This window comes from Streptomyces sp. NPDC046862 (assembly GCF_040704615.1).
GTDB lineage: Bacteria > Actinomycetota > Actinomycetes > Streptomycetales > Streptomycetaceae > Streptomyces.
The window spans coordinates 255,414-275,514 of the sequence record NZ_JBEYXP010000004.1 but is presented as its reverse complement, the minus strand read 5'-3'; the positions used below and the strand labels follow the sequence as shown (position 1 = coordinate 275,514).

General features: G+C 70.1%; 14 protein-coding genes and 5 pseudogenes. 14 read left to right on the top strand and 5 right to left on the bottom strand.

Going from position 1 to position 20,101, the window contains the following annotated elements; genetic code table 11:
- The first annotated feature begins 10 nt into the window (after nucleotides 1-10).
- The 9 genes and pseudogenes from AB0959_RS06445 to AB0959_RS06405 form a co-directional block, all read left to right on the top strand.
- Nucleotides 11-1,018, top strand: coding sequence for an amidohydrolase family protein (locus tag AB0959_RS06445; RefSeq protein ID WP_366825146.1), 1,008 nt, complete (start codon nucleotides 11-13; stop codon nucleotides 1,016-1,018).
- Nucleotides 1,015-1,749, top strand: a complete 735-nt coding sequence (locus AB0959_RS06440; protein ID WP_366825145.1) for an iron-sulfur cluster assembly protein — start codon at nucleotides 1,015-1,017, stop codon at nucleotides 1,747-1,749. The genes AB0959_RS06445 and AB0959_RS06440 overlap by 4 nt, the downstream gene beginning before the upstream one ends.
- Nucleotides 1,746-2,771, top strand: coding sequence for an NAD(P)-dependent alcohol dehydrogenase (locus AB0959_RS06435; RefSeq protein WP_366825143.1), 1,026 nt, complete (start codon nucleotides 1,746-1,748; stop codon nucleotides 2,769-2,771). The genes AB0959_RS06440 and AB0959_RS06435 overlap by 4 nt, the downstream gene beginning before the upstream one ends.
- A gap of 139 nt (nucleotides 2,772-2,910) precedes the next feature.
- A complete protein-coding gene (groL, locus tag AB0959_RS06430) occupies nucleotides 2,911-4,578 on the top strand; it encodes a chaperonin GroEL (protein WP_366825142.1) in 1,668 nt (555 codons plus the stop codon).
- Between the two features lie 140 nt (nucleotides 4,579-4,718).
- Nucleotides 4,719-6,125, top strand: coding sequence for an Nramp family divalent metal transporter (locus AB0959_RS06425; RefSeq protein ID WP_366825141.1), 1,407 nt, complete (start codon nucleotides 4,719-4,721; stop codon nucleotides 6,123-6,125).
- Nucleotides 6,126-6,196: 71 nt separating this feature from the next.
- The gene (locus AB0959_RS06420; RefSeq protein WP_366825140.1) at nucleotides 6,197-6,523 is read left to right on the top strand and encodes a putative quinol monooxygenase; all 327 of its coding nucleotides are present in this window, start codon (nucleotides 6,197-6,199) and stop codon (nucleotides 6,521-6,523) included.
- A 293-nt stretch (nucleotides 6,524-6,816) separates the two neighbouring features.
- On the top strand, nucleotides 6,817-7,974 hold the full coding sequence (locus AB0959_RS06415) for an XdhC/CoxI family protein (RefSeq protein ID WP_366825139.1): 1,158 nt from the start codon (nucleotides 6,817-6,819) through the stop codon (nucleotides 7,972-7,974).
- A gap of 59 nt (nucleotides 7,975-8,033) precedes the next feature.
- Complete coding sequence (locus AB0959_RS06410) at nucleotides 8,034-8,183, top strand: hypothetical protein (protein ID WP_366825138.1); 150 nt, start codon at nucleotides 8,034-8,036, stop codon at nucleotides 8,181-8,183.
- A gap of 418 nt (nucleotides 8,184-8,601) precedes the next feature.
- Nucleotides 8,602-8,966, top strand: a pseudogene (locus AB0959_RS06405) (xanthine dehydrogenase family protein subunit M); the annotation flags it as partial.
- 268 nt (nucleotides 8,967-9,234) lie between these two features.
- On the opposite strand, the gene AB0959_RS06400 reads toward AB0959_RS06405, so the two are convergent.
- A complete protein-coding gene (locus tag AB0959_RS06400; protein ID WP_366825137.1) occupies nucleotides 9,235-9,576 on the bottom strand; it encodes a helix-turn-helix domain-containing protein in 342 nt (113 codons plus the stop codon).
- Nucleotides 9,577-9,768: 192 nt separating this feature from the next.
- Here AB0959_RS06400 and AB0959_RS06395 point away from each other — a divergent pair, with 192 nt between their 5' ends.
- The 5 genes and pseudogenes from AB0959_RS06395 to AB0959_RS06375 all read left to right on the top strand — a co-directional run bounded on the left by AB0959_RS06395 (nucleotide 9,769) and on the right by AB0959_RS06375 (nucleotide 15,129).
- Nucleotides 9,769-10,314, top strand: coding sequence for an ester cyclase (locus AB0959_RS06395; protein WP_366825136.1), 546 nt, complete (start codon nucleotides 9,769-9,771; stop codon nucleotides 10,312-10,314).
- 425 nt (nucleotides 10,315-10,739) lie between these two features.
- Nucleotides 10,740-11,280 (top strand): annotated as a pseudogene (locus AB0959_RS06390) (XdhC family protein); the annotation flags it as partial.
- A 31-nt stretch (nucleotides 11,281-11,311) separates the two neighbouring features.
- A complete protein-coding gene (locus AB0959_RS06385; RefSeq protein ID WP_366825135.1) occupies nucleotides 11,312-11,953 on the top strand; it encodes a (2Fe-2S)-binding protein in 642 nt (213 codons plus the stop codon).
- A gap of 9 nt (nucleotides 11,954-11,962) precedes the next feature.
- Nucleotides 11,963-12,943, top strand: a complete 981-nt coding sequence (locus AB0959_RS06380; protein ID WP_366825134.1) for a xanthine dehydrogenase family protein subunit M — start codon at nucleotides 11,963-11,965, stop codon at nucleotides 12,941-12,943.
- Nucleotides 12,940-15,129 carry a xanthine dehydrogenase family protein molybdopterin-binding subunit gene (locus AB0959_RS06375; protein ID WP_366825133.1) on the top strand — a complete coding sequence of 730 codons (2,190 nt, stop codon included), beginning with the start codon at nucleotides 12,940-12,942 and terminating at the stop codon, nucleotides 15,127-15,129. The genes AB0959_RS06380 and AB0959_RS06375 overlap by 4 nt, the downstream gene beginning before the upstream one ends.
- Nucleotides 15,130-15,541: 412 nt before the next feature.
- Here AB0959_RS06375 and AB0959_RS06370 read toward each other — a convergent pair.
- From AB0959_RS06370 to AB0959_RS06355, 4 genes and pseudogenes are all read right to left on the bottom strand, one after another.
- Nucleotides 15,542-16,299 (bottom strand): annotated as a pseudogene (locus AB0959_RS06370) (XdhC family protein); the annotation flags it as partial.
- A 34-nt stretch (nucleotides 16,300-16,333) separates the two neighbouring features.
- Nucleotides 16,334-18,453 (bottom strand): annotated as a pseudogene (locus AB0959_RS06365) (xanthine dehydrogenase family protein molybdopterin-binding subunit); the annotation flags it as partial.
- Nucleotides 18,450-19,442, bottom strand: coding sequence for a xanthine dehydrogenase family protein subunit M (locus AB0959_RS06360; protein ID WP_366825132.1), 993 nt, complete (start codon nucleotides 19,440-19,442; stop codon nucleotides 18,450-18,452). The gene AB0959_RS06360 and the pseudogene AB0959_RS06365, both read right to left, overlap by 4 nt.
- Nucleotides 19,439-19,986, bottom strand: a pseudogene (locus AB0959_RS06355) (2Fe-2S iron-sulfur cluster-binding protein). Before AB0959_RS06355 ends, AB0959_RS06360 begins: the two are co-directional and overlap by 4 nt.
- Nucleotides 19,987-20,101 lie beyond the last annotated feature (115 nt).

Genomic DNA, 20,101 nt, shown 5'->3' with positions numbered 1-20,101 from the left:
GGAGGGCCACATGTACCGCAAGGACGGCGTCGACTACTTCATCGTCGACGGTCACATCCACTTCTGGGACGGCAGCGAGGAGAACACCGCCAACAAGTACGGCGAGGGCTTCATCCGCTGCTTCTACGACTACCAGCGCAACCTCAGCCCCGAGGAGTGGGTGTGGCCGCTGGAGAAGTTCCGCAAGTACAGCGAGCAGGACCTGATTCACGACCTGTTCGAGACCGGCCACGTCGACTGGGGCATCTTCCAGCCCACGTACCTGAGCGAGTTCTACCGCAGCGGGTTCAACACCACCGAGCGCAACGGGGAACTGGCCCGCAAGTACCCCGACCGCCTCATCGCCAACGGCTCCTTCGACCCACGTGAGGGCGAGGCCGGCCTGGAGCGGCTGCGGAAGCTGCACGCGGAGTGGAACCTGCGGGGTGTCAAGCTCTACACCGCCGAATGGCGGGGCGCCTCCAAGGGTTGGAAGCTGAGCGATCCCGAGGCACAGGACTACCTGGCGCTGTGCGAGGAGCTCGGCATCCGCAACATCCACGTCCACAAGGGCCCCACCATCTGGCCGCTGAACCGGGACGCCTTCGACGTCGCCGACATCGACCACGCGGCCACCGCCTTCCCCGGCCTGAACTTCGTCGTGGAGCACTCCGGGCTGCCCCGCCTGGAGGACTTCTGCTGGATCGCCACCCAGGAACCCAACGTGTACGCGGGCCTGTCGGTGGTCATGCCGTTCATCCACACCCGCCCCCGCTACTTCGCCCAGGTCATCGGCGAGCTGCTGTACTGGCTCGACGACAACCGGATCGTGTTCGGCAGCGACTACGCGATCTGGAGCCCGAAGTGGCTGATCGAGAAGTTCGTCGACTTCCAGATCCCCGGGGACCTCCAGTCCGAGTACGGCGTCCTCACCACCGACGCCAAGCGAAAGATCCTCGGCCTCAACCACGCGCGCCTGTACGACCTGAAGGTCCCCGGAAGCGCCCAACTGCCCGCCGCCACAGCGGTGGCGGCATGACCGCCGTCACCGACGCGGTCGACCGGGTCACCGCCGTCAACGAGGCCCTGGCGGCGGTGCTCGACCCGGAACTCGACCGGCCCATCACCGAACTCGGCTTCGTCCGCTCCGTCAGCGTCGGCGCCGACGGCTCGGTGGAGGCCAGACTCCGGCTGCCCACCTACTTCTGCGCTCCCAACTTCGCCTGGCTGATGGTGGAGGACGCCCGGCGCGAGCTGGCCCGGCTGTCCTGGGCGGGGGAGTGCACGGTGGTCCTGGAGGACCACTTCGCCTCCGAGGAGATCAACCAGGGCGTGGGATGCGGGAAGTCGTTCGCCGAGGCGTTCCCGGGCCTTGCCGACCCCGACCGCATGCAGGAGCTGCGCGCCGTCTTCCTGCGCAAAGGGCACCTCGCGGCCCAGGCCCGCCTCGGCAAGCGTCTGCTGGAGCGCGGTTGGACCCACCGGCAACTTGCCGACGCGGTCCTGGGCGACCTGCCCGAGCGCCTGACGGTGACGCTGCGCCGCCGGCGCGCCCTGCTCGGCCTCCAGGCGGACGCGTCGGCGCCGCTGTTCACCGACGACGAGGGGCGGGCCGTGTCCGCCGCCGGCCTGGAGCGGCACCTGCTCATGGGCCGCACGGCCGGTGTCGGTATCGGTGCCAACACCGAGTTCTGCGAGGGCCTGCTGGCCACTCGTTACGGGCCCGTCGGCTGGACACAAGTGAGCCGCAGGAAGGAGGAAGCGTCATGAAAGCCGTACGACTGCACCACTACGACCAGCAGCCCCAGCTCGACGAGGTGCCCGACCCGGTGATCTCCTCACCACTGGACGTGATCGTGAGGATCGGCGGCGCCGGCGTGTGCCGTACCGACCTGCACATCATCGAGGGCCAGTGGGAGGCCAAGAGCGGGGTGGGCCTGCCGTACGTCCAGGGGCACGAGAACGCGGGCTGGGTCGCGGAGGTCGGATCCGCCGTCACCTCTGTCGCTCCCGGCGACCCGGTGATCCTGCATCCGCTGGCCACCTGCGGACTGTGCGCCGCCTGCCGGCGCGGTGACGACGTGCACTGCGCGGCGAGCGCCTTCCCCGGCATCGACTCCGACGGCGGGTTCGCCGAGTACCTGCGCACCAACGCCCGCGCGGTCGTCCCGCTCGATGCGGGCCTCGCTCCGGCCGACGTGGCCGCGCTGGCCGACGCGGGCCTGACGGCGTACCACGCGGCGAAGAAGGCGGCCCGAACGCTCGCTCCGGGCGCCAAGGCCGTGGTGATCGGCGCCGGGGGGCTCGGACACATCGGCATTCAGGTGCTGCGGGCGCTCACCCCCGCCGAGCTGATCGTCGTCGACCGGTCGGCTCAGGCACTCAAGCTCGCCGAGACGCTCGGCGCGCACCACACCGTCGTCGCCGACGGCAGCCAGGTCGACCAGGTCGCCGCGCTCACCGGAGGGCAGGGCGCCGAGGCCGTGCTCGACTTCGTCGGTGAGGGCGGCGCCCTGGAGGACGGCGTACGGATGCTGCGCCGGGCCGGCGACTACTACGTCATCGGCTACGGCGGAACCCTGTCCGTGCCGACCATCGACATCATCTCCACCGAGATCAACTTCATCGGAAACCTGGTCGGCTCCTACACCGACCTGGTGGAACTGATGGACCTCGCGGCACGCGGACTGGTCACCCTCCACACCGTCACCTACCCGCTGGACGACTTTGGCCGCGCCCTGGACGACCTGAACCAGGGCCGGGTGCGAGGGCGCGCTGTCCTCGTGCCCTGATCAGTACCCCAAGCAGGTGGCGGCGGCCGCTCCGTGGACCCGTACGAGGGTCGGCGCACCACGGAGGCCCGCACACAGGCCGCCGCCACCGCCCGTACACCTGCCGCATCCGAGCCGTACCCGAAGGGACGACACCGCCATGGCGAAGGAACTGCGCTTCAACGCCGAAGCGCGCGCACTGCTGGAGAGCGGGGTGAACGCGCTGGCCGACGCCGTGCGTGTCACCCTCGGCCCGAAGGGCCGCAACGCGGTCCTGGAGAAGTTGACCGGGCCGCCCACCATCACCAACGACGGCGTCACCATCGCCCGCGAGATCCAGCTCAAGAATCCCTTCGCCAACATGGGCGCCCAACTCGTGAAGGAGGTGGCCACCCGCACCAACGGGGACGTCGGCGACGGCACCACCACCGCCACCGTGCTCGCCCAGGCGATCGTCCGCGAAGGGCTGAGGGCGGTCAACGACGGTGCCAATCCAGTGTTGTTGAAGAACGGCATCGAGGCCGCCGTGGCGGCCGCCGTCGACTCGCTGACCACCCAGTCGCGCCCGGTCCGCACCGACGGCGAACTCGTGCGGGTGGCCGCCCTGTCCGCCAACAACGACCCCGCCATCGGCGAGGCCATCGCCCAGGCCGTGGCCCGCGTCGGGCGCACCGGCGTCGTCACCGTGGAGGAGTCGTCGGCCTTCGGGATCACCGTCGAGTACGCCGAGGGCCTGGAGTTCGACAGCGGCTGGATCTCCCCCTACATGGTCACTGATCAGGGACGCATGGAAGCCGTCCTGGAGAACCCGTACCTCCTCTACTGCGACACCAAGATCACCAAGGTGCAGGAGCTGATGCCGGTCCTGGAGCGGGTGATGGGCACCGGCTCCCCGCTGGTCGTCATCGCCGAGAACGTCGACGGGCCCGCGCTCGGCATGCTCGTCACCAACGCGGCGCACGGCACCTTCCGTTCGCTCGCGGTACGCGCCCCCGGCTTCGGCTTCCGGCGCATCGCCGAGCTGGAGGACATGGCCGCGCTCACCGGCGGCCGGGTCATCACCGGCACCGCGGGCCGCACCCTGGAGAGCGCCACCCTCGACGACCTCGGGCGCGCAGAAAAGGTCATCGCCACCGAACGCTCCACCACCGTCCTCGGCGGGGCCGGCGGCGACGAGCGGGTGGCCGAACGCATCGAGAACCTCAAGACCGAGCTGGAGCGCGCCACCAACGAGCACGACCAGGACAAGCTCGGCGAACGCATCGCGAAACTCTCCGGCGGCGTCGCCGTCATCCGCGTCGGCGCCGCGAGCGGCGTCGAGCTCAAGGAGAAGCAGATGCGCCTGGAGGACTCGCTCGCCGCCACCCGGGCTGCGGCCGAGGAGGGCGTGGTGGCGGGCGGCGGCTCTGCGCTGCTGCACGCCCGGGCTCGCATCGCCGCGCTCGACGGGCCCGAACCCGGCCGGGGTGACGGGGACGCCGCGGTGGGCCGCGCCATCGTCGCCAAGGCGCTCGCCGAACCGCTGCGCTGGATCGCCATCAACGCCGGTCTCGACCCCGACGAGGCGGAGGCCAAGGTGACCACGCTGCCCGTCGGCAGCGGCCTGGACGCCCTGCGCGGCGACTACGCCGACCTGCACGAGCGCGGGATCATCGACCCGGTCAAGGTCACCCGCAGCGCGCTGCTCAGCGCCGCGTCCATCGCCGCCCTGCTGCTCACCACCGAGACGCTGATCGTCGAGGAGATCATCGGCAATCCCGGCTCCATCCACTCCCCGGAGATCGGCGACCTCGCCGAGGGACTGCCGCGGCCGTCCAACATCCCGTAGCCGTCAGGCGCGCGTTCGGATGGCGGGGCGGGCGCAACGCCCTTTCCGCCACCCGCCCCGCCACCATCCGCCGCGGTCCCACCCCCCGTCGGCCACCAGAACGTCCGCGCCTCGCGTCCGACAAGGAGAGCAGCGACATCATGACGGCGGAACCCACACCGGCCCGGTCCGGGCAACTGGATCCCATCCCTCTCGATCCCATCCCGCTCGCTCCCATCCCCCTCGAAGCCTCCCTGGACGAGGGCGCGTCCGGCGGTTCCGGCCGCACTCCCGCCGAGCGCCGCCCTCGTCTTCGTTCCGGCCTCTCGTACACCCTGCTCGGCCCGGCGTTCGTCGCCGCCATCGCCTACGTCGACCCGGGTAACTTCGCCACCAACGTCCAGGCGGGCGCCACCTTCGGGCCGCTGCTGCTGTGGGTGCTGCTCACCGCGAACGTCGTGGCGATGCTGCTGCAGTACCTCTCGGCCAAGCTCGGGGTCGCCACGGGTATGAGCCTGCCGGAACTGTGCCGGGCCAGGTACCGCAGACCGGTGGTGTGGGGGTTGTGGGCGCAGGCGGAGGCGGTCGTCGTGATGACCGACCTCGCGGAGGTCGTCGGCGGGGCCATCGCTCTGCACCTGCTGTTCGGCCTGCCTCTGTGGCTCGGAGGTGTGGTCGTCGGCGCGGTCTCGCTGCTGCTGATGCCGATGCGCGGTCGCGGCCGGCGCCGGTTCGAGGTGCTGATGGCGGTGGGGCTGGCCTGCCTCCTGGGCCTGTTCCTCGGCCAGGTCATCGGAGCCGGCGCCCCGTTGGCGACCGTCGCCGACGGACTCCTGCCGGGACTGTCGGGCACGGAGAGCCTGGTCCTGGCAGGCGGAATCGTCGGCGCCACGGTCATGCCACATGTGATCTATCTGCATTCGGCGCTCACCAGCGACCGCTACAGTCTCTCCCTCGCCCCCGGAGCCAACGGTCCCGGTCAGGGGCCCACGAACGACCCGGACCGGCCGCTGCGTGACCGGTTGCTTCGGCACATCCGTGCCGACGTGCTGGTGGCGATGGTCCTGGCGGGCGCCGTGAACGTGGCACTGCTGGTGTCGGCGGCGACCCTGTTCCACCCCGGCGTCCCCGAGGCCGCTGACTCGCTCGGCGCGGCACACGACGCGTACGGGCGGCTCGTAGGCCCCGCGGCGGCCCTCGCCTTCGCGCTGGCCCTGCTCGTCTCCGGCCTGGCGGGAACCAGCGTCGGGATGTACGCGGGCGAGGTGGTCATGGGCGGCTTCCTCGGGCGCCGGATCCCGGTACTGCTGCGCAGGCTGCTCACCATGACACCCGCGATCGTGGTCCTCGCGGCCGGGGCCGGCCCGACGGAGAGCCTGGTCCTCAGCCAGATCATCCTCTCCTTCGGCATTCCCTTCGCCCTCATCCCGCTCGTCCTGCTCACCCGCGATGCGGCCGTCATGGGCCGCTGGGCCAACCGACGCGCGACCACGTACTGCGCCTGGACGGTCAGCGTGGTGGTGGTGGCCCTGAACCTGGCTCTGCTGGCGAGCGTGTTCGCCGGCTGAGCGCCTCTTTGCATTGCCCCAAGGAGCTGTCCCAAGGAGCGGTTTCGAGTAACTGTCTCAAGGAGCAATGAATGATCTTCATCGCCGTACGATTCACCGTCCGCCCGGAATACCGCGACCAGTGGCTCGACCGCGTGGCCGACTTCACCGCCGCCACCCGCGCCGAGGCCGGCAACCTCTTCTTCGAGTGGTCCGTCGACACCTTCGATCCCGACCGCTTCGTCCTTCTGGAGGCATTCGCCTCCGGGGAAGCGGGTGTCGAGCACGTCGACTCCGAGCACTTCAAAGCGGCGATGGCCTGGATGCCGGACGTGGTGGCCATGACGCCCGACATCATCAACGTCGAGACGCCCGGGCAGGGATGGTCACGGATGGCGGAGATCACGCCACGGGAGTGACAGGTGTAAGGCGACGGCAACAGGCTCCGCTGAGCGGCACGCCCGCCTGCGTCCGGACACTGCTCAACTCCGTTGCTCTTCTCATTTGGCAGCCCTTGTGAAGCGGACCGCGGTCCGCTACTTTTCCTGCGTAGCGGACAGCAGTCCGGTTAGTGGGCCCGCGGTGACGAAACGGCCACGGCCCATGGCTCGGATCAGCGTTCTCGTTTTCCGCCAACACCTGCGCGCCATCGGTGTACGCGGACACCACCTGCCTGTTCGGCCCCATTGCGCTCTGTCTGCGGAGGGATCAAGTGCTTGACATCGTCCAAGAGTTGAGCGGATGGCTCGAGGAAGGCCGGGAGTTCGCCGTGGCCACGGTGGTCGGTGTCAGCGGCAGCGCGCCACGCGGACTCGGGGCGGCCCTCGCCGTCGACCGCGACGGCAAGGCCATCGGATCAGTCTCCGGCGGCTGCGTGGAAGGAGCCGTCTACGAACTCTGCAGGCAAGCGCTCGAGGACGGCAGGGCCGTCGTCGAACGGTTCGGCTACAGCGACGAGGACGCCTTCGCCGTCGGCCTCACCTGCGGCGGGATCATCGACGTCCTGGTCACGTCGGTCACCGCGGAAGCGCTCGTCCGGACGGCGTTCCGGTCCGCCCTGGCCAGCGCCGTACGTGACGAGCCGGCCGCCCTGACCCAGGTGATCCGAGGCCCGGCCGAACTCCTGGGCAAGACCCTGTTCGTCCGTCCCGACGGGACACATGTAGGAACCCACGGCGACGGCCGCGTCGCGCTGGACCGGGCCGTGGTCGGCCAGGCGCGTGCCTTGCTGGACGCCGGCCATACCGCAACGGTCGAGATCTCGGAGGACGGATCCCACTGCCCGGGCGGTCTCACCCTGCTCGTCGCGGTGAACACGCCCCCTCCCCGCATGATCGTGTTCGGCGCGATCGACTTCGCCGCCGCACTGGTGCGGGTCGGCAAGTTCCTCGGCTACCACGTGACCGTGTGCGACGCCCGCCCTGTCTTCGCCACCCGGGCCCGCTTCCCGGACGCCGACGACATCGTCGTCGACTGGCCTCACCGCTACCTCGGGCGCACCTCGACCGACACACGCACCGTCCTGTGCGTCCTCACCCATGACGCCAAGTTCGACGTACCCCTTCTGCGTGAGGCCCTTCGGATGCCGGTCGCCTACGTCGGCGCCATGGGATCGCGCCGCACCCACGCGGACCGCGAGCGCCGGTTGCGTGAAGCCGGCGTCGAGGAGGCGCAGCTGGCCCGGCTCAGGTCGCCCATCGGCCTCGATCTCGGTGCCCGTACGCCCGAAGAGACCGCCCTGTCCATCGCTGCCGAGATCATCGCGACCCGGCACGGCGGCACAGGCACACCGCTCACCGACACCCGGACACCCATCCACCGCAGCGCAGGGCAGCCGGCGGTGCTGGGGACTGTGCCGGGAGTCGCATGACGGGGTCGGGAGACCAGCAAGTCCGGTTCATTGCCGCAGAGCAAAATGTGGAGACTGTCATGAAGCCCTCTACCCTCAGCCGCCGCGCCGGTCTCCTCGGGGTCGGTGTACTCACCGCCGCCGCACTCAGCGAGGGCACCTACGCCTTCGCCGGAACGGAGACCACACCGCGCATCGGCCACCGTCCAAGCCGCCAAGGAAGCGCGTAACAAGCGGATGGCCCTCGCCTTCGTGGACCTCACCCTCAACAAGAAGCAGCCGCAGAAGGCTGCTGACCTCTACCTGCGTGACCCGTATATCCAACGAGCCATCTGACTACCTCCGCGGCGGACCGCGGCACCGCAGTGGCCGACATCGTCCGGTTCGAGAACGGCAAGATCGTGGAGCAGTGGGACGTCCTTCAGGCGGTGCCCGAGACCTCGGCGAACGACAACACCATGTTCTGACCACACAGGGGGGCGGAGGGGTTGCCCTGGCGGGCGGCCTGATCGCAGCGCCGCCCGCGTTCGGTGCCGAGGCGGCGGGGGCGGCCGAGGCGCCGCAGCCGGGTTTCGCTGACGGTCAACGGTGTCCGGCGCACCCTAAGGGCCTGTACCGTCCTGGTCGACGGACGCCGGGGCAATGGCCGTGTATCCCTTCACCTGTGCCAGGGTCTCCGACACGCGTGAGGCCCTCGACGCCGGCCGGCGCGGCGGCCGCTACATCGCGGGCGGCACCACGCTGGTGCGCATGGCCGAGGCTGCGGCCCATCCCAAGGTGTGCGCCCTATATGCCGTGATCTCCGAGGCGCTGGAGCTGTGCCCCACTTCAACCGCGCCCACGCGATCCTCGGCACGTCCGAGTCCCGCGTGGCCATACATTCTTCCGATGCCGCGGTGGCCTTCGCGGTACTGGAGGCGAGCGTGCGCCTGCTGGGTCCGAACGGCGTGCGTGCCGTCCCGTTCGCCGACTTCCTGCTGCTGCCCGGCAACACTCCGAACCGGGAACAGTCCATCGGCGCCTGGCCCGACCCGCGCCGAGAGGACGTCGACGACCTGCGTGCCCTGCTCATCCGACCCGGGGGCGGCAACCTGGGCAGGAGCACGTCAGTCCTGCACGTTCGGCGATCGGCTCTCGGGACGGGGCGTGAGACGTGGTGTTCAGGCGATCCCACACGAGCACGATCGGCGCTTTGACCAGCTGGTTCGATCAGCGCGATGAAGTCACGCTCGGTCATGGACAGTCGTCCCGAGTGACGGCCGCTCACCGTCACCTGAGGAGTCACTCGGCGTCGCCCCCGGGCGCGTCTTGTGCGCGCTGATCGTAAATGCCCTGGTTGGCGACCATTTCGGGGCCATAGGTGCTTGCCCACCGCCGAAGCGCCGCGAGCGGTGGGACGATCGTCTCTCCGAACGGGGTGAGCGAGTAGGTCACCCTGACTGGGCGCGCATCCACGACGGTGCGGTCCACGAAGCCATCGCGCTCGAGCTTGCGCAGCGTCTGCGCAAGCATCTTGTGCGAGACGCCGGCCGCCGACCGGCGAAGCTCGGCGTACCCGATCGGCCCGCCGGCGAGGATCGTGATCACCAAAGCGGTCCACTTGTCTGCGATCCGGTCCAGCACGGCCCTGACAGAGCACCTCGGATCATCCGCCGACGGGATCGACAGTCTACTGACCGGTCGAGAGTGACTCACCGGGAGGTGAGCGCCTGTCCCCAAAGTGCGTTCTTGTGAGTCCTCGGTACGGCTCATACCGTGATGCTACTGCACGGCAGGGAGTAACTCACTGTCGGAGAGCCCAGGAGAGCCAGGCAGATGAGCGGCATCGATTCCCCACAGCACAGCGATCTCGAATATCCGGGCGCGGCGCCCTCCGCGACCGACCGGGACGGCTTCGATCGAGGCACCGGCACGGGCGAGCCCAGCGAACAGGTGGCGCGCTGGCTGCGCCTCATGAAGGCGGCTGACGACGCGTTCAACGCACGGGACTACGACTTCTTCCTCGACCACCGACACGCCCCGGATGTCAAGGCGCACGTCTTCGGGCTGCCGGAAACCACCGGTATCCCCCCGCACCGACGGGACACCGAGTTCTTCGTCGCAGCGTTCCCCGACCTGAAGGTGCACAACGACCCCTACGACGTGCAGTTCGGACAGGGCGCGTGGTCGGTCGCGATGGGCAGGCTCAGCGGAACCTTCACTGGCACCCTGACTCTTGAGGGCCAGGTGATCGAGCCGACGGGGAAGTCGTTCACCACGTTCTTCACGACCATAGCGAAGTGGCAGGACGACCTCATGACCGAGGAGTTCGTCCTGTTCGACATGCAGGACATCATGCGGCAGATCGGCATTGCCGCATGAGATCCGACGGTTGGCGGATCGGTTCGAGGTAGTCGAGGTCTTGCAGCCCTCCACGGGCGACGGCCGTCTGAAACACCCGCCCCGCACGCGCGTCCGGCTGGTCGGATTCTGTCTGGGGGATCAAGTGCATGACGCTGCTCGGAAGTTGAGTCGGGGGATCGAGGAGAGCCGGGAGCTCTCCGAGGCCACCGTTGTCGGTGTCAGTGGCAGCGCATCGCGTGCACTCGGGGGTGGCGCAGGCCGTCGATCGCGAGAGCAGCGCCGTCGGGCCGTCCACGACAACTGCACGCAAGCGTTCAAGAAGGGCAGGTAGAGTGGGTCGGTTTCATCGATGACGCCTTCGCCGACGCCCCTGTCAGGACGCCGCCAGCAAGGAACCGGCAGCCCTACCCAGGCCATCCGCCGGGGACGACGACCACGCCGCGCTGGACCGGACCGTGGACACCCAGGCACGTGCCTTGCTGGAAGCCGGCCGCACCGGCACGGTCGACGTTTCCCGAACGTGTGCGACGCCCGCCCTGCCTTCGCGACTCGGGACCGCTTCCCCGATGCCGACGTCGTCGTCGACTGGCCCCACCGCTACCTGCCGCACCGAAACCGACGCGCATTCCGTCCTGTGCGTCCTCACCCACGACGCAAGTTCGACGTCCGCTGCTTCGCGAAGCTCTGCGGATACCGGTCGCCTGCGTCGGTGCCATGGGCTCGCGCCGCACACACGCCGACCGCGGGCGCAGGTTGCGCGAAGTCGGCCCTGGAGAGGAGTTGTCCCGGCTCAGGTCACCGATCGGGCTGGACCTCGGCCCCCGTACACCCGAGGAGACCCCTTTGCCCATCGCGGCGGAGATCATCGCCATCCGACAGGCCGACACAGGGCTGTTTCTCACCGAAACCCGGACACCCATCGACCGCGACGCCGGACCCGCGGACGCCCTCCCGGAACCGCGCGGCCCAACGCCAAGCCCCTGACAACCACCCGTACCCAGCGAGGGAAAGCGACATGTCCACCGAACTTTCCGACGCAATGGCGTCTCCGCCCACCGAGCCTTCCTCACCGCCGACCCGACGTACCTTCATCGCGACGACCACCGTGGTCGGAGGGGTAGCCCTGGCCGGCGGTCTGGTCGCGACGCCGCCCGCGTTCGGTGCCGAGGAGGCGGTGGCCGCCCAGGCGCCGCCCGTCAGTCGCGTTTCCCTGACGGTCAACGGCGTCCGACGCACCGTCACGGTCGACAACCGCACCTCGCTGCTGGATTTGCTGCGCGAGCATCTGGATCTGACGGGTTCGAAGAAGGGCTGCAACGCCGGTGCCTGTGGGGCCTGTACGGTGCTGGTCGACGGACGCCGCGTCAATTCCTGTCTGACGCTTGCGGTGCGGCTGGAGGGCGCCGAGGTCACCACGATCGAGGGCCTGGAGGAGGGCGAGCGGCTCCATCCGCTGCAGCAGGCGTTCATCGAGCAGGACGCCTTCCAGTGCGGTTACTGCACCTCCGGCCAGATCGTGTCCGGTGTCGCGTGCATCGAGGAAGGCCACACCGGCTCCACGGGCGAGATCCGGGAGTGGATGAGTGGCAATCTCTGCCGCTGCGGCTGCTATGTGAAGATCGTGCGCGCCGTCGAGCAGACCGCCCGCGGGAAATGAGGCCCGGTCATGTATCCCTTCACCTATGCCAGGGTCTCCGACACCCGTGAGGCACTCGCCGCCGGCCGGCGCGGCGGCCGCTACATCGCGGGCGGCACCACTCTGGTGGACCTGATGCGCGAGACCGTCGAACGCCCCGGCACGCTGGTCGACATCAGCGCGCTGCCCCTGCACGAGGTGACGGTCACGCAACGCGGCGGCCTGCGGATCGGCGCGCTGGTGCGGATGGCCGAGGCCGCGGCCCATCCCAAGGTGCGCGCCCTGTTTCCCGTGCTCTCGGAGGCGCTGGAGCTGAGCGCCTCGCCCCAGCTGCGGAACATGGCCACGATCGGCGGCAACATCATGCAGCGCACCCGCTGCGCCTACTTCCGTGACGTCTCCGCCGCGTGCAACAAGCGTGAGCCGGGCTCCGGTTGCGCGGCCCTGGACGGTTTCAACCGCTCCCACGCGATCCTGGGTACGTCCGAGTCCTGTGTGGCCACGCATCCTTCCGATGCCGCCGTGGCGTTCGCGGCGCTGGAGGCGAGTGTGCACCTGCTGGGCCCGGACGGCGAGCGTACCGTACCGTTGGCCGATTTCCTGCTGCGGCCGGGCAGCGCTCCGAACCGTGAACAGGCCCTGCAGAAGGGCGAGTTGATCACCGCAGTGGAGGTTCCGGCCCATCCGCGCCCGCTCAGGTCCGGCTATCTGAAGGTGCGTGACCGGCAGTCGTACGAGTTCGCCCTCACCTCGGCGGCCGTCGCCCTGCACCTCCGTGGCGGTGTGATCCGCGAGGCGAAGGTGGCCGCCGGGGGAGTGGGCACCGTGCCCTGGAAGCTGCCCGCCGTCGAACAGCGGCTCATCGGCGAGCGGCCCTCGAAGGCCCTGTGGGCCGAGGCGGCCGAGATGGCGGCGGACGGGGCCCACCCCCTCCAGCACAACCGCTTCAAGGTGGAATTGCTCAAGCGCACCGTCGAACGCCAGCTGCGCACCGTAGGAGGCACCAAGTGAGCCAGCCACAGGCAGCAGTCGGCGCGTCGGTGGACCGGGTCGACGCACGGCTGAGGGTCACCGGGAGAGCGAAGTACGCCGCCGACAACAGCCCCGACGGGGTCGTGCACGCGGTCCTCGTCGACAGCAGTGTCGGCCGCGGACGTATCACCGGCATCGACGCCCGCGCCGCCCTCGCCCAGCCCGGCGTCCTGAAGGTGATCAGCCACCTCAACGCACCCAAGCTCGCGCCTCTGCAGGGGTGGTGGCCGCCACCCGACGAGCTTCGGGCCTTCCAGGAGGACCGCGTCCGGTTCTTCGGTCAGCCCGTCGCGGTCGTGGTGGCGACCACGCTGGAGACGGCACAGCACGCCGCGAGCCTGGTGAAGGTCTCCTATGATGCCCAGCCTGTCTCGACCGACATAGGCGCCGCCGACCCCGCGGACGATCCCGAGACCTATACGCGCGGCGACGCGGACGCGGCCATGAAAACCGCCGACGTGAAGCTGGATCTGGCGTACCGGATGGCCCGCAATCACCACAACCCGATGGAGACGGCCGGCACCGTCGCCCACTGGGACGGCGACCAACTCACTCTCTGGGAGAAGACCAACTGGGTGGGCGGGGCCGTGATGACCATGGCTGCCGAGTTCGGCATGCCGGCGGACAAGGTCCGTATCATCGCGCCTGTCGTCGGCGGCGGCTTCGGCAGCGCCGGCCCGACCTGGGTGCACACCGTCATCACGGCCATCGCCGCCCGCGAGGTGAAACGCCCCGTGAAACTCGCGCTCACCCGCAGGCAGACGTACTTCGGCGTGGGATACCGGCCCGCGTACGAGTACGGACTGCGACTGGGCAGCGACCGGCGGGGCCGCCTGACCGCGTCGGCGCACGACGTCCGCGCCGAGACCTCCAGCTATCAGACGTTCAGCGAACGGGTTCTCGTTCCTGGCCGGATGCTCTACAGCACGCCCAACGTCCGCCAGGTGTACGAGCATGTACCGCTGGACGTGAACACGCCGACAAACATGCGCGGCCCCGGCTACGCCAGCGGCGCCTACCCCGTCGAGTCGGCGATGGACGAGCTCGCTCACGAACTGGGCGTGGACCCGATCGAGTTGCGGCTGCGCAACGAACCCGCCGCCGACGAGTCCAACGGGCTGCCATTCTCCACCCGCCGCCTGCGCGAGTGCTACCGCGTGGGCGCTCACGAGTTCGGCTGGCACCGGCGCAACCCTGAGCCCCGCTCGACGCGGGAGGGTGACTGGCTCATCGGTATGGGGATGGCCGCCGGTGTGTACGACACCATGCGCAGCCAGGCCCAGGCCTCGTTCAGGTTGGATGCCGACGGCACCGCCCTGGTGCAGTCCGCCACCAGTGACATGGGTCCCGGCACGGCCACGTCCATGACCCAGGTCGCCGCCGACGCCCTGGGCCTGACCATGCGCCAGGTGACCTTCCGGCTCGGCGACTCCCGCATGCCGCCGGCCCCCGGCCACTTCGGTTCGCAGACCATGGCCAGTGTCGGCTCCGCCGTCCAGGACGGCGGCGACAAACTGCGCAAGCAGGCCATCAACCTCGCGGTCAAGGACGAAGGATCGCCGTTGTACGGCGCCGATCCCGCCGACATCGTGGTGCGCGGCGGCCGGCTGTACGTCAAGGGCAACCCCGCGCGCGGGGAGACGTACCAGCGGCTCCTGGCCCGCAACAACCTCACCCACCTCGAAGCGGTCGGCTCGTACGCCGGGCCGTCCGGATCGGAGAAGTTCTCCTACTACGCCTACGCCGCGACCTTCGCGGAAGTAGCCGTCGACGCAACGCTCGGCCTGGTACGGGTCCGGCGCATGGTCGGTGTGTACGACGCCGGCCGGATCATCAGCCCGAGACTCGCCGACAGCCAGGCCATCGGAGCCATGGTCGGCGGCATCGGCCAGGCCCTCCTCGAGCACACGGTCACCGACCACCGCGACGGCCGGATCGTCAACGCCAACCTCGCCGACTACCTCGTACCGGTCCACGCCGACATCCCCGCCGACCTGAAGGCGACATACATCGACGGGCAGGACTACGAGGCCGACCCGATCGGCGTCAAGGGACTCGGGGAGATCGTCATCGTCGGAGTGGCGCCCGCCGTCGCCAACGCGGTCTTCAACGCCACCGGCCGCCGCATCCGCGAACTGCCCATCACCCCCGAAGCCCTGCTCTGAACGCCTGGGCGGGCCGGTCCACCCGCCGGCCACCCGGGCGTTCCCACCGGCGTCCGGCGGCGGCTCACGACGCCACACCGCGGGGCGTCAGGGCCGCCGCCGTCCCCTTCCCCCAGGTGCACGGCGGCGGCCTACTCCAACCGAACGCGTCTCCGTCGCACTCCGGGCTCGGCGTGCTGTGTGCCGTTGGGAGCAGGGAGCAGAGGGCCGTCGAAGGCGACCGCCCCGAACGGGGGTGCCTTCGTGACGGATCCGTGAGGCTCGGCGGCCTCGGACAGCGGGACGAGGACGTGCACCGCCCACTCAGGCCGAGCCCGCTCACCCGCTATGGTGAGCCTTCATTCAAGCGGACATCAGTCCGATACCGAGTGTGACTGAGTCGGCGGCTGTCCGGCCCGTCCGTTTCCGGGTTCCGCAGGTAGCGGTGCGGCCAGTCGACGACGATGTAGTCGGCGTCGGGGGAGCGGGCCCGGGTGGCGAAGACGGGGCGGGCATCGCAGCCCGTCACGTGGTAGTCCAGGAACTTGCTGACGCGGAGGAGTGCGGCGGCGCGGTCGATCGCCCCGAAGACGATCGTGCGGGGTGGTGGCACAGGGACTCGACGAGCAGGGTGAGGCCGAGGGGGCTGAGCGAGCTGTCCTCCGGCAGGTCGAGCGTGCCGCTGCGACCGGCGTTCAGCAGGGCATGCACCGCGGCTGCCGCCGTCCGGTCCAGCTCCGAAGGGCCGCCGAGTCCTCCCTCGTAGGAGCCGTCGGCGCGCACGAGGAGGCCGGTGCCCAGCAGGCCGGCAGGGCCGCGCACCACCCGGGCCAGTGCCGCCGGTTCACCGCGGGCGGCGGCCATCACCACGGACCGGAATGCCACGCCGACGGGCGTCCCGGCGAGTAGGGGCGTGACCAGGATGTCGATGATCCCGCCGCAGGTCAGGCCGACCGCGAAGGCGTCCTCGTCGCTGTAGCCGAAGCGCTCGAGGACTGGCTTGCCCTCGGCCAGGGCCTTTTGGCACAGCTCGTAGACCGCACCTTCCACGCAGCCGCCGGAGACGGAGCCGATCACCGTCCCCTCGGCGTTCACGGCGAGGGCGGCGCCGGGCCCTCTCGGGCTGCTGCCGCTCACCGCCACGACGGTGGCGACGGCGAAGGTCCTGACCTCTTCGACCCAACGGCTCAGCTCCTCGGCGATGTCCAGAACTTGGGGCCCCCTCGGTCAGGACCCGGTCGGGCCGGATGGGCAGGTGGCGGTGGCGGACCCCGGTCGCGTGCCAGACCGCGTTGGCGATGGCCGCGGCGGCGCCGACGTTGCCGACCTCGCCGATGCCCTTGATGCCCACCGGGTCGTCGGGGTCCGGGTCGTCCACCCAGTACGCCTCGAGGGCGGATACGTCGGCGTGCGCGGCGATGTGATAGCCCGCGAGGTCGGCACCGACGAGGCCGCCGGTGACGGGATCGAGGGTGGCCTCCTCATGAAGGGCCATGGAGATACCCCAGGTCATGCCGCCGATGAACTGGCTCCGTGCGGTCAGCGAGTTGACGATCTGCCCGGCCGCGAAGACGCCGAGCATGCGCCGTACGCGCACCTCGCCGCTGGCGGGGTCCACGGCGACCTCGGCGAACTGGGCACCGAAGGTGTGCCGTTCCTTGGGCTGTTGCTGCGCGAGAGCGACGATGGCCGCGGTGGTGTCGGAGTGTGCGGTGATGCCTTCCGGCGGGATGGTGGCGCTCGGGTAGAGCCGCTTCAGCAGTTCCCCGGCAGCGGCCTTGACGGCCCAGGCCCAGGAGCGGGTGCCCATGGAGGCGGCACCGGATGCGGCCGGGCCGAAGTCGCTGTCCCCGATGTGGACCCGGACCTTGTCCGGCGCCACGTGGAGCGCGTCGGCGGCGATCTGGGTGAGCGCGGTCCGCGCCCCCGTTCCGATGTCGGAGGCGGCGATGCGCACGGTGAAGGTGCCGTCCGCCTCCGCCGTCACCGCGCACGTGGACGGCGCGGCCAGCACCTTGTAGCTGGACGCCGCGGCGCCGGTACCGATCAGCCAGCGTCCGTCCCGGCGCATACCGGGCCGTGGGTCGCGGTCCGCCCAGCCGAACCTGCGGGCGCCTTCCCGGAAGCAGTCGATCAGATTGCGGCTGCTGAACGGATGCCCGGACACCGGCCCCTCGTCGGGCTCGTTGCGCACCCGCAGCTCGATCGGGTCGATGCCGAGCTTCTCGGCGAGCTCGTCGAGCGCCGACTCCAGCGCGAACGCCCCCGGTGCCTCACCGGGCGCGCGCAGGAACTGTGGGGACGGAACATCGAGCGGGACCACCTCGTTGGCGGTGCGGTGAGCGTCGGCGTCGTACATCACCCGCGAGATCGCGGCGGCCGCCTCGACGTACTGGTACCCGGTCGAGGTCATGCTCAGGGAGCGGTGGTCCAGGGCACGCAGCCGTCCGTCGGCGTCCGCACCCAGCCTGAGCCGCTGGATCGTGGGGCTGCGGTAACCGTTGAGCGAGAACATCCGACGGCGGGTCAGTACAACCCGGACGGGGCGCTGCACAAGCGTCGCTGCCATCACAGCGGCCACCTGGTGAACGCCGATGGGTCCCTTGCTGCCGAAGCCGCCGCCGACGTTCTCCGCCTGTACCCGCACCGAGGCGGGGTCGAGCGAGAACAGCTGCGCGAGCTGGCCGACGACATTGCCGCTGCTCTGGTTGGAGTCGACGACCTCGAGCCGGCCGCCGTCCCACCGTGCCGTCGTCGCATGGGGCTCCAACGGGTTGTGGTGCTCCTGCGGGGTGGTGTACTCCTCGTCCACGACGACAGCCGACGCGGCGAGTTCTGCCCCCGTGTCCCCCTTCTCCGTCAGTCCCGGCCCAGCGATGCCGGTCACCGGGTAGGTGTCGGGGCGGTCGGCGAAGAAGGCGATGTCATGGGGTTCCTGCTCGTAGTGACCACGAGCGCCTCGGCGGCCTCCCTGGCTTGCTCGGACGGCTCGGCGACGACCAGCGCCACCGGCCAGCCCACGTGCGCGACCCGGTCGCTCTGGAAGAGGGCGACCTCCGGATGCGGCCTGACGTTCAGCGGGGGCAGGACGATGTCTGCGTTGACCGGCATGGCGTTGCCGTGGTGCAGGACCGCGAGCACGCCCGGTATGCCGAGGACGGGAGCGCTCTCCACCGAACGGACGCGGCCGCGGGCGACAGTGGACAGCACGAGCCAGCCGTGGGCGAGGTCGGCGAAGGGGACCTCGCCCGCGTAGCGGGCGGCGACGGTGACCTTGTCCCGTCCCTCGACACGGACGTGCGAGGCGCCGACGGTCTTGGCGGTGGGTGCCGTGGTGGTAGTCATCGGTCGGACTCCTCGGTGAGTTCGGTCAGTACGGCCACCACGAGGTCGCGCATCAGCGGCACCTTGTAGGCGTTGTGCGGCAGCGGCCTCGCGGCGGCCAGTTCAGCGACCGCGGCGGCGGCGAAGCTCTCGAGGTCGGCTGGTGCTCCCGTCAGCACGCGCTCGGCCTCGCGGGCCCGCCACGGCCGGGACGCGACCGCCCCGAAGGCCAGACGCACATCCCCTACGACGCCGTCGCGGACGTCGAGCGCGGCGGCGACAGAACCGATCGCGAAAGCATACGACGCACGCTCGCGCACCTTGCGGTAACGGGAACGGGCAGCGACCGGGGTGGGCGGCAGCGTCACGCCGGTGATCAGCGCACCCGGCGGCAGCGCCGTCTCCCGGTGCGGAGAGTCCCCCACCGGCATATAGAAGTCGGCCAGCGGCAACTCGCCCGGCCCGCCGGCCGTTTCGTAAGAGACCACGGCATCGAAGGCGGTCAGCGCCACGCCCATGTCGGACGGGTGGGTGGCCACGCAGTGCTCGGAAGCGCCCAGAATCGCGTGGTTGCGATGCTCACCCTCGACGGCGGGGCAGCCGCTGCCGGGCACGCGCTTGTTGCACGGCTTGGTCACGTCGGCGAAGTAGCCGCAGCGGGTGCGCTGGAGCAGGTTCCCGCCGACGGTGGCCATGTTGCGCAGCTGCCCGGAGACGCCGGCGAGTACGGTCTGGGGCAACGCCGGGTAGCACCGCCGGACTTCGGGATGGACGGCGAGGTCGCTGTTGGTGACCGTGGCACCGATGCGCAGGCGGCCGTCCTCGGTCACCTCGATGCGATTGAAGGGGAGTCCGCGTACATCGAGGAGCCGGGCGGGGCGTTCGACACCCAACTTCATGAGGTCGACGAGGTTGGTACCACCGCCGAGGAATCGCGCCTCCGGCTCGTCGTCGAGCAGCGCGAGGGCGCCGGCTACGTCTTGAGCGCGCTGATAGTTGAACTCCCTCACGCTGCCACCTGCGTGCTCGCACCTGCTGCGGCGCAAGCAACGGCTTCCGTGATCCCCACGTACGCGCCGCAGCGGCACAGGTTTCCGCTCATCCGCTCCCGGATCTCCTCCGCGGAAAGGGACGGCGGCGCGGCTTCGGGCCGGACGTCGTCGGTCACGGCACTTGGCCAACCGGATGCGTGTTCCTCGATCACCGCGACGGCCGAGCAGATCTGCCCCGGAGTGCAGTAGCCGCACTGGTAACGGTCCAGCTCGAGGAACACCTGCTGCACCGGGTGCAGCCGCTCGCCGTCTGCCAGGCCCTCGACAGTGGTGATCTCCCTACCCCCGGCCGCCACCGCGAGCTGCAGACAGGAAACGGTCCGGCGCCCATCGAGCAGGAGGGTGCAGGCACCGCACTGCCCTTGTCACAGCCCTTCTTGGTGCCCGTCAGGTCCAGTCGCCCGCGCAGAGCGTCGAGCAGAGTGGTGCGGTGGTCGACGGGCAGTGTGTGTTGCTCGCCGTTGACGCGTAACGTGATGGTGCTGGTCGTCGATGGGGCCATCGTCAGCCTTCTTCTACAGATCGGGAATGGCTCAACGACACGTGAGGCGGGGCCGGCGCAGGGCCCGGCCACCCGCTCTGCACGTGTCCGCCGCAGGTGGAGTCAAGCGGACCGC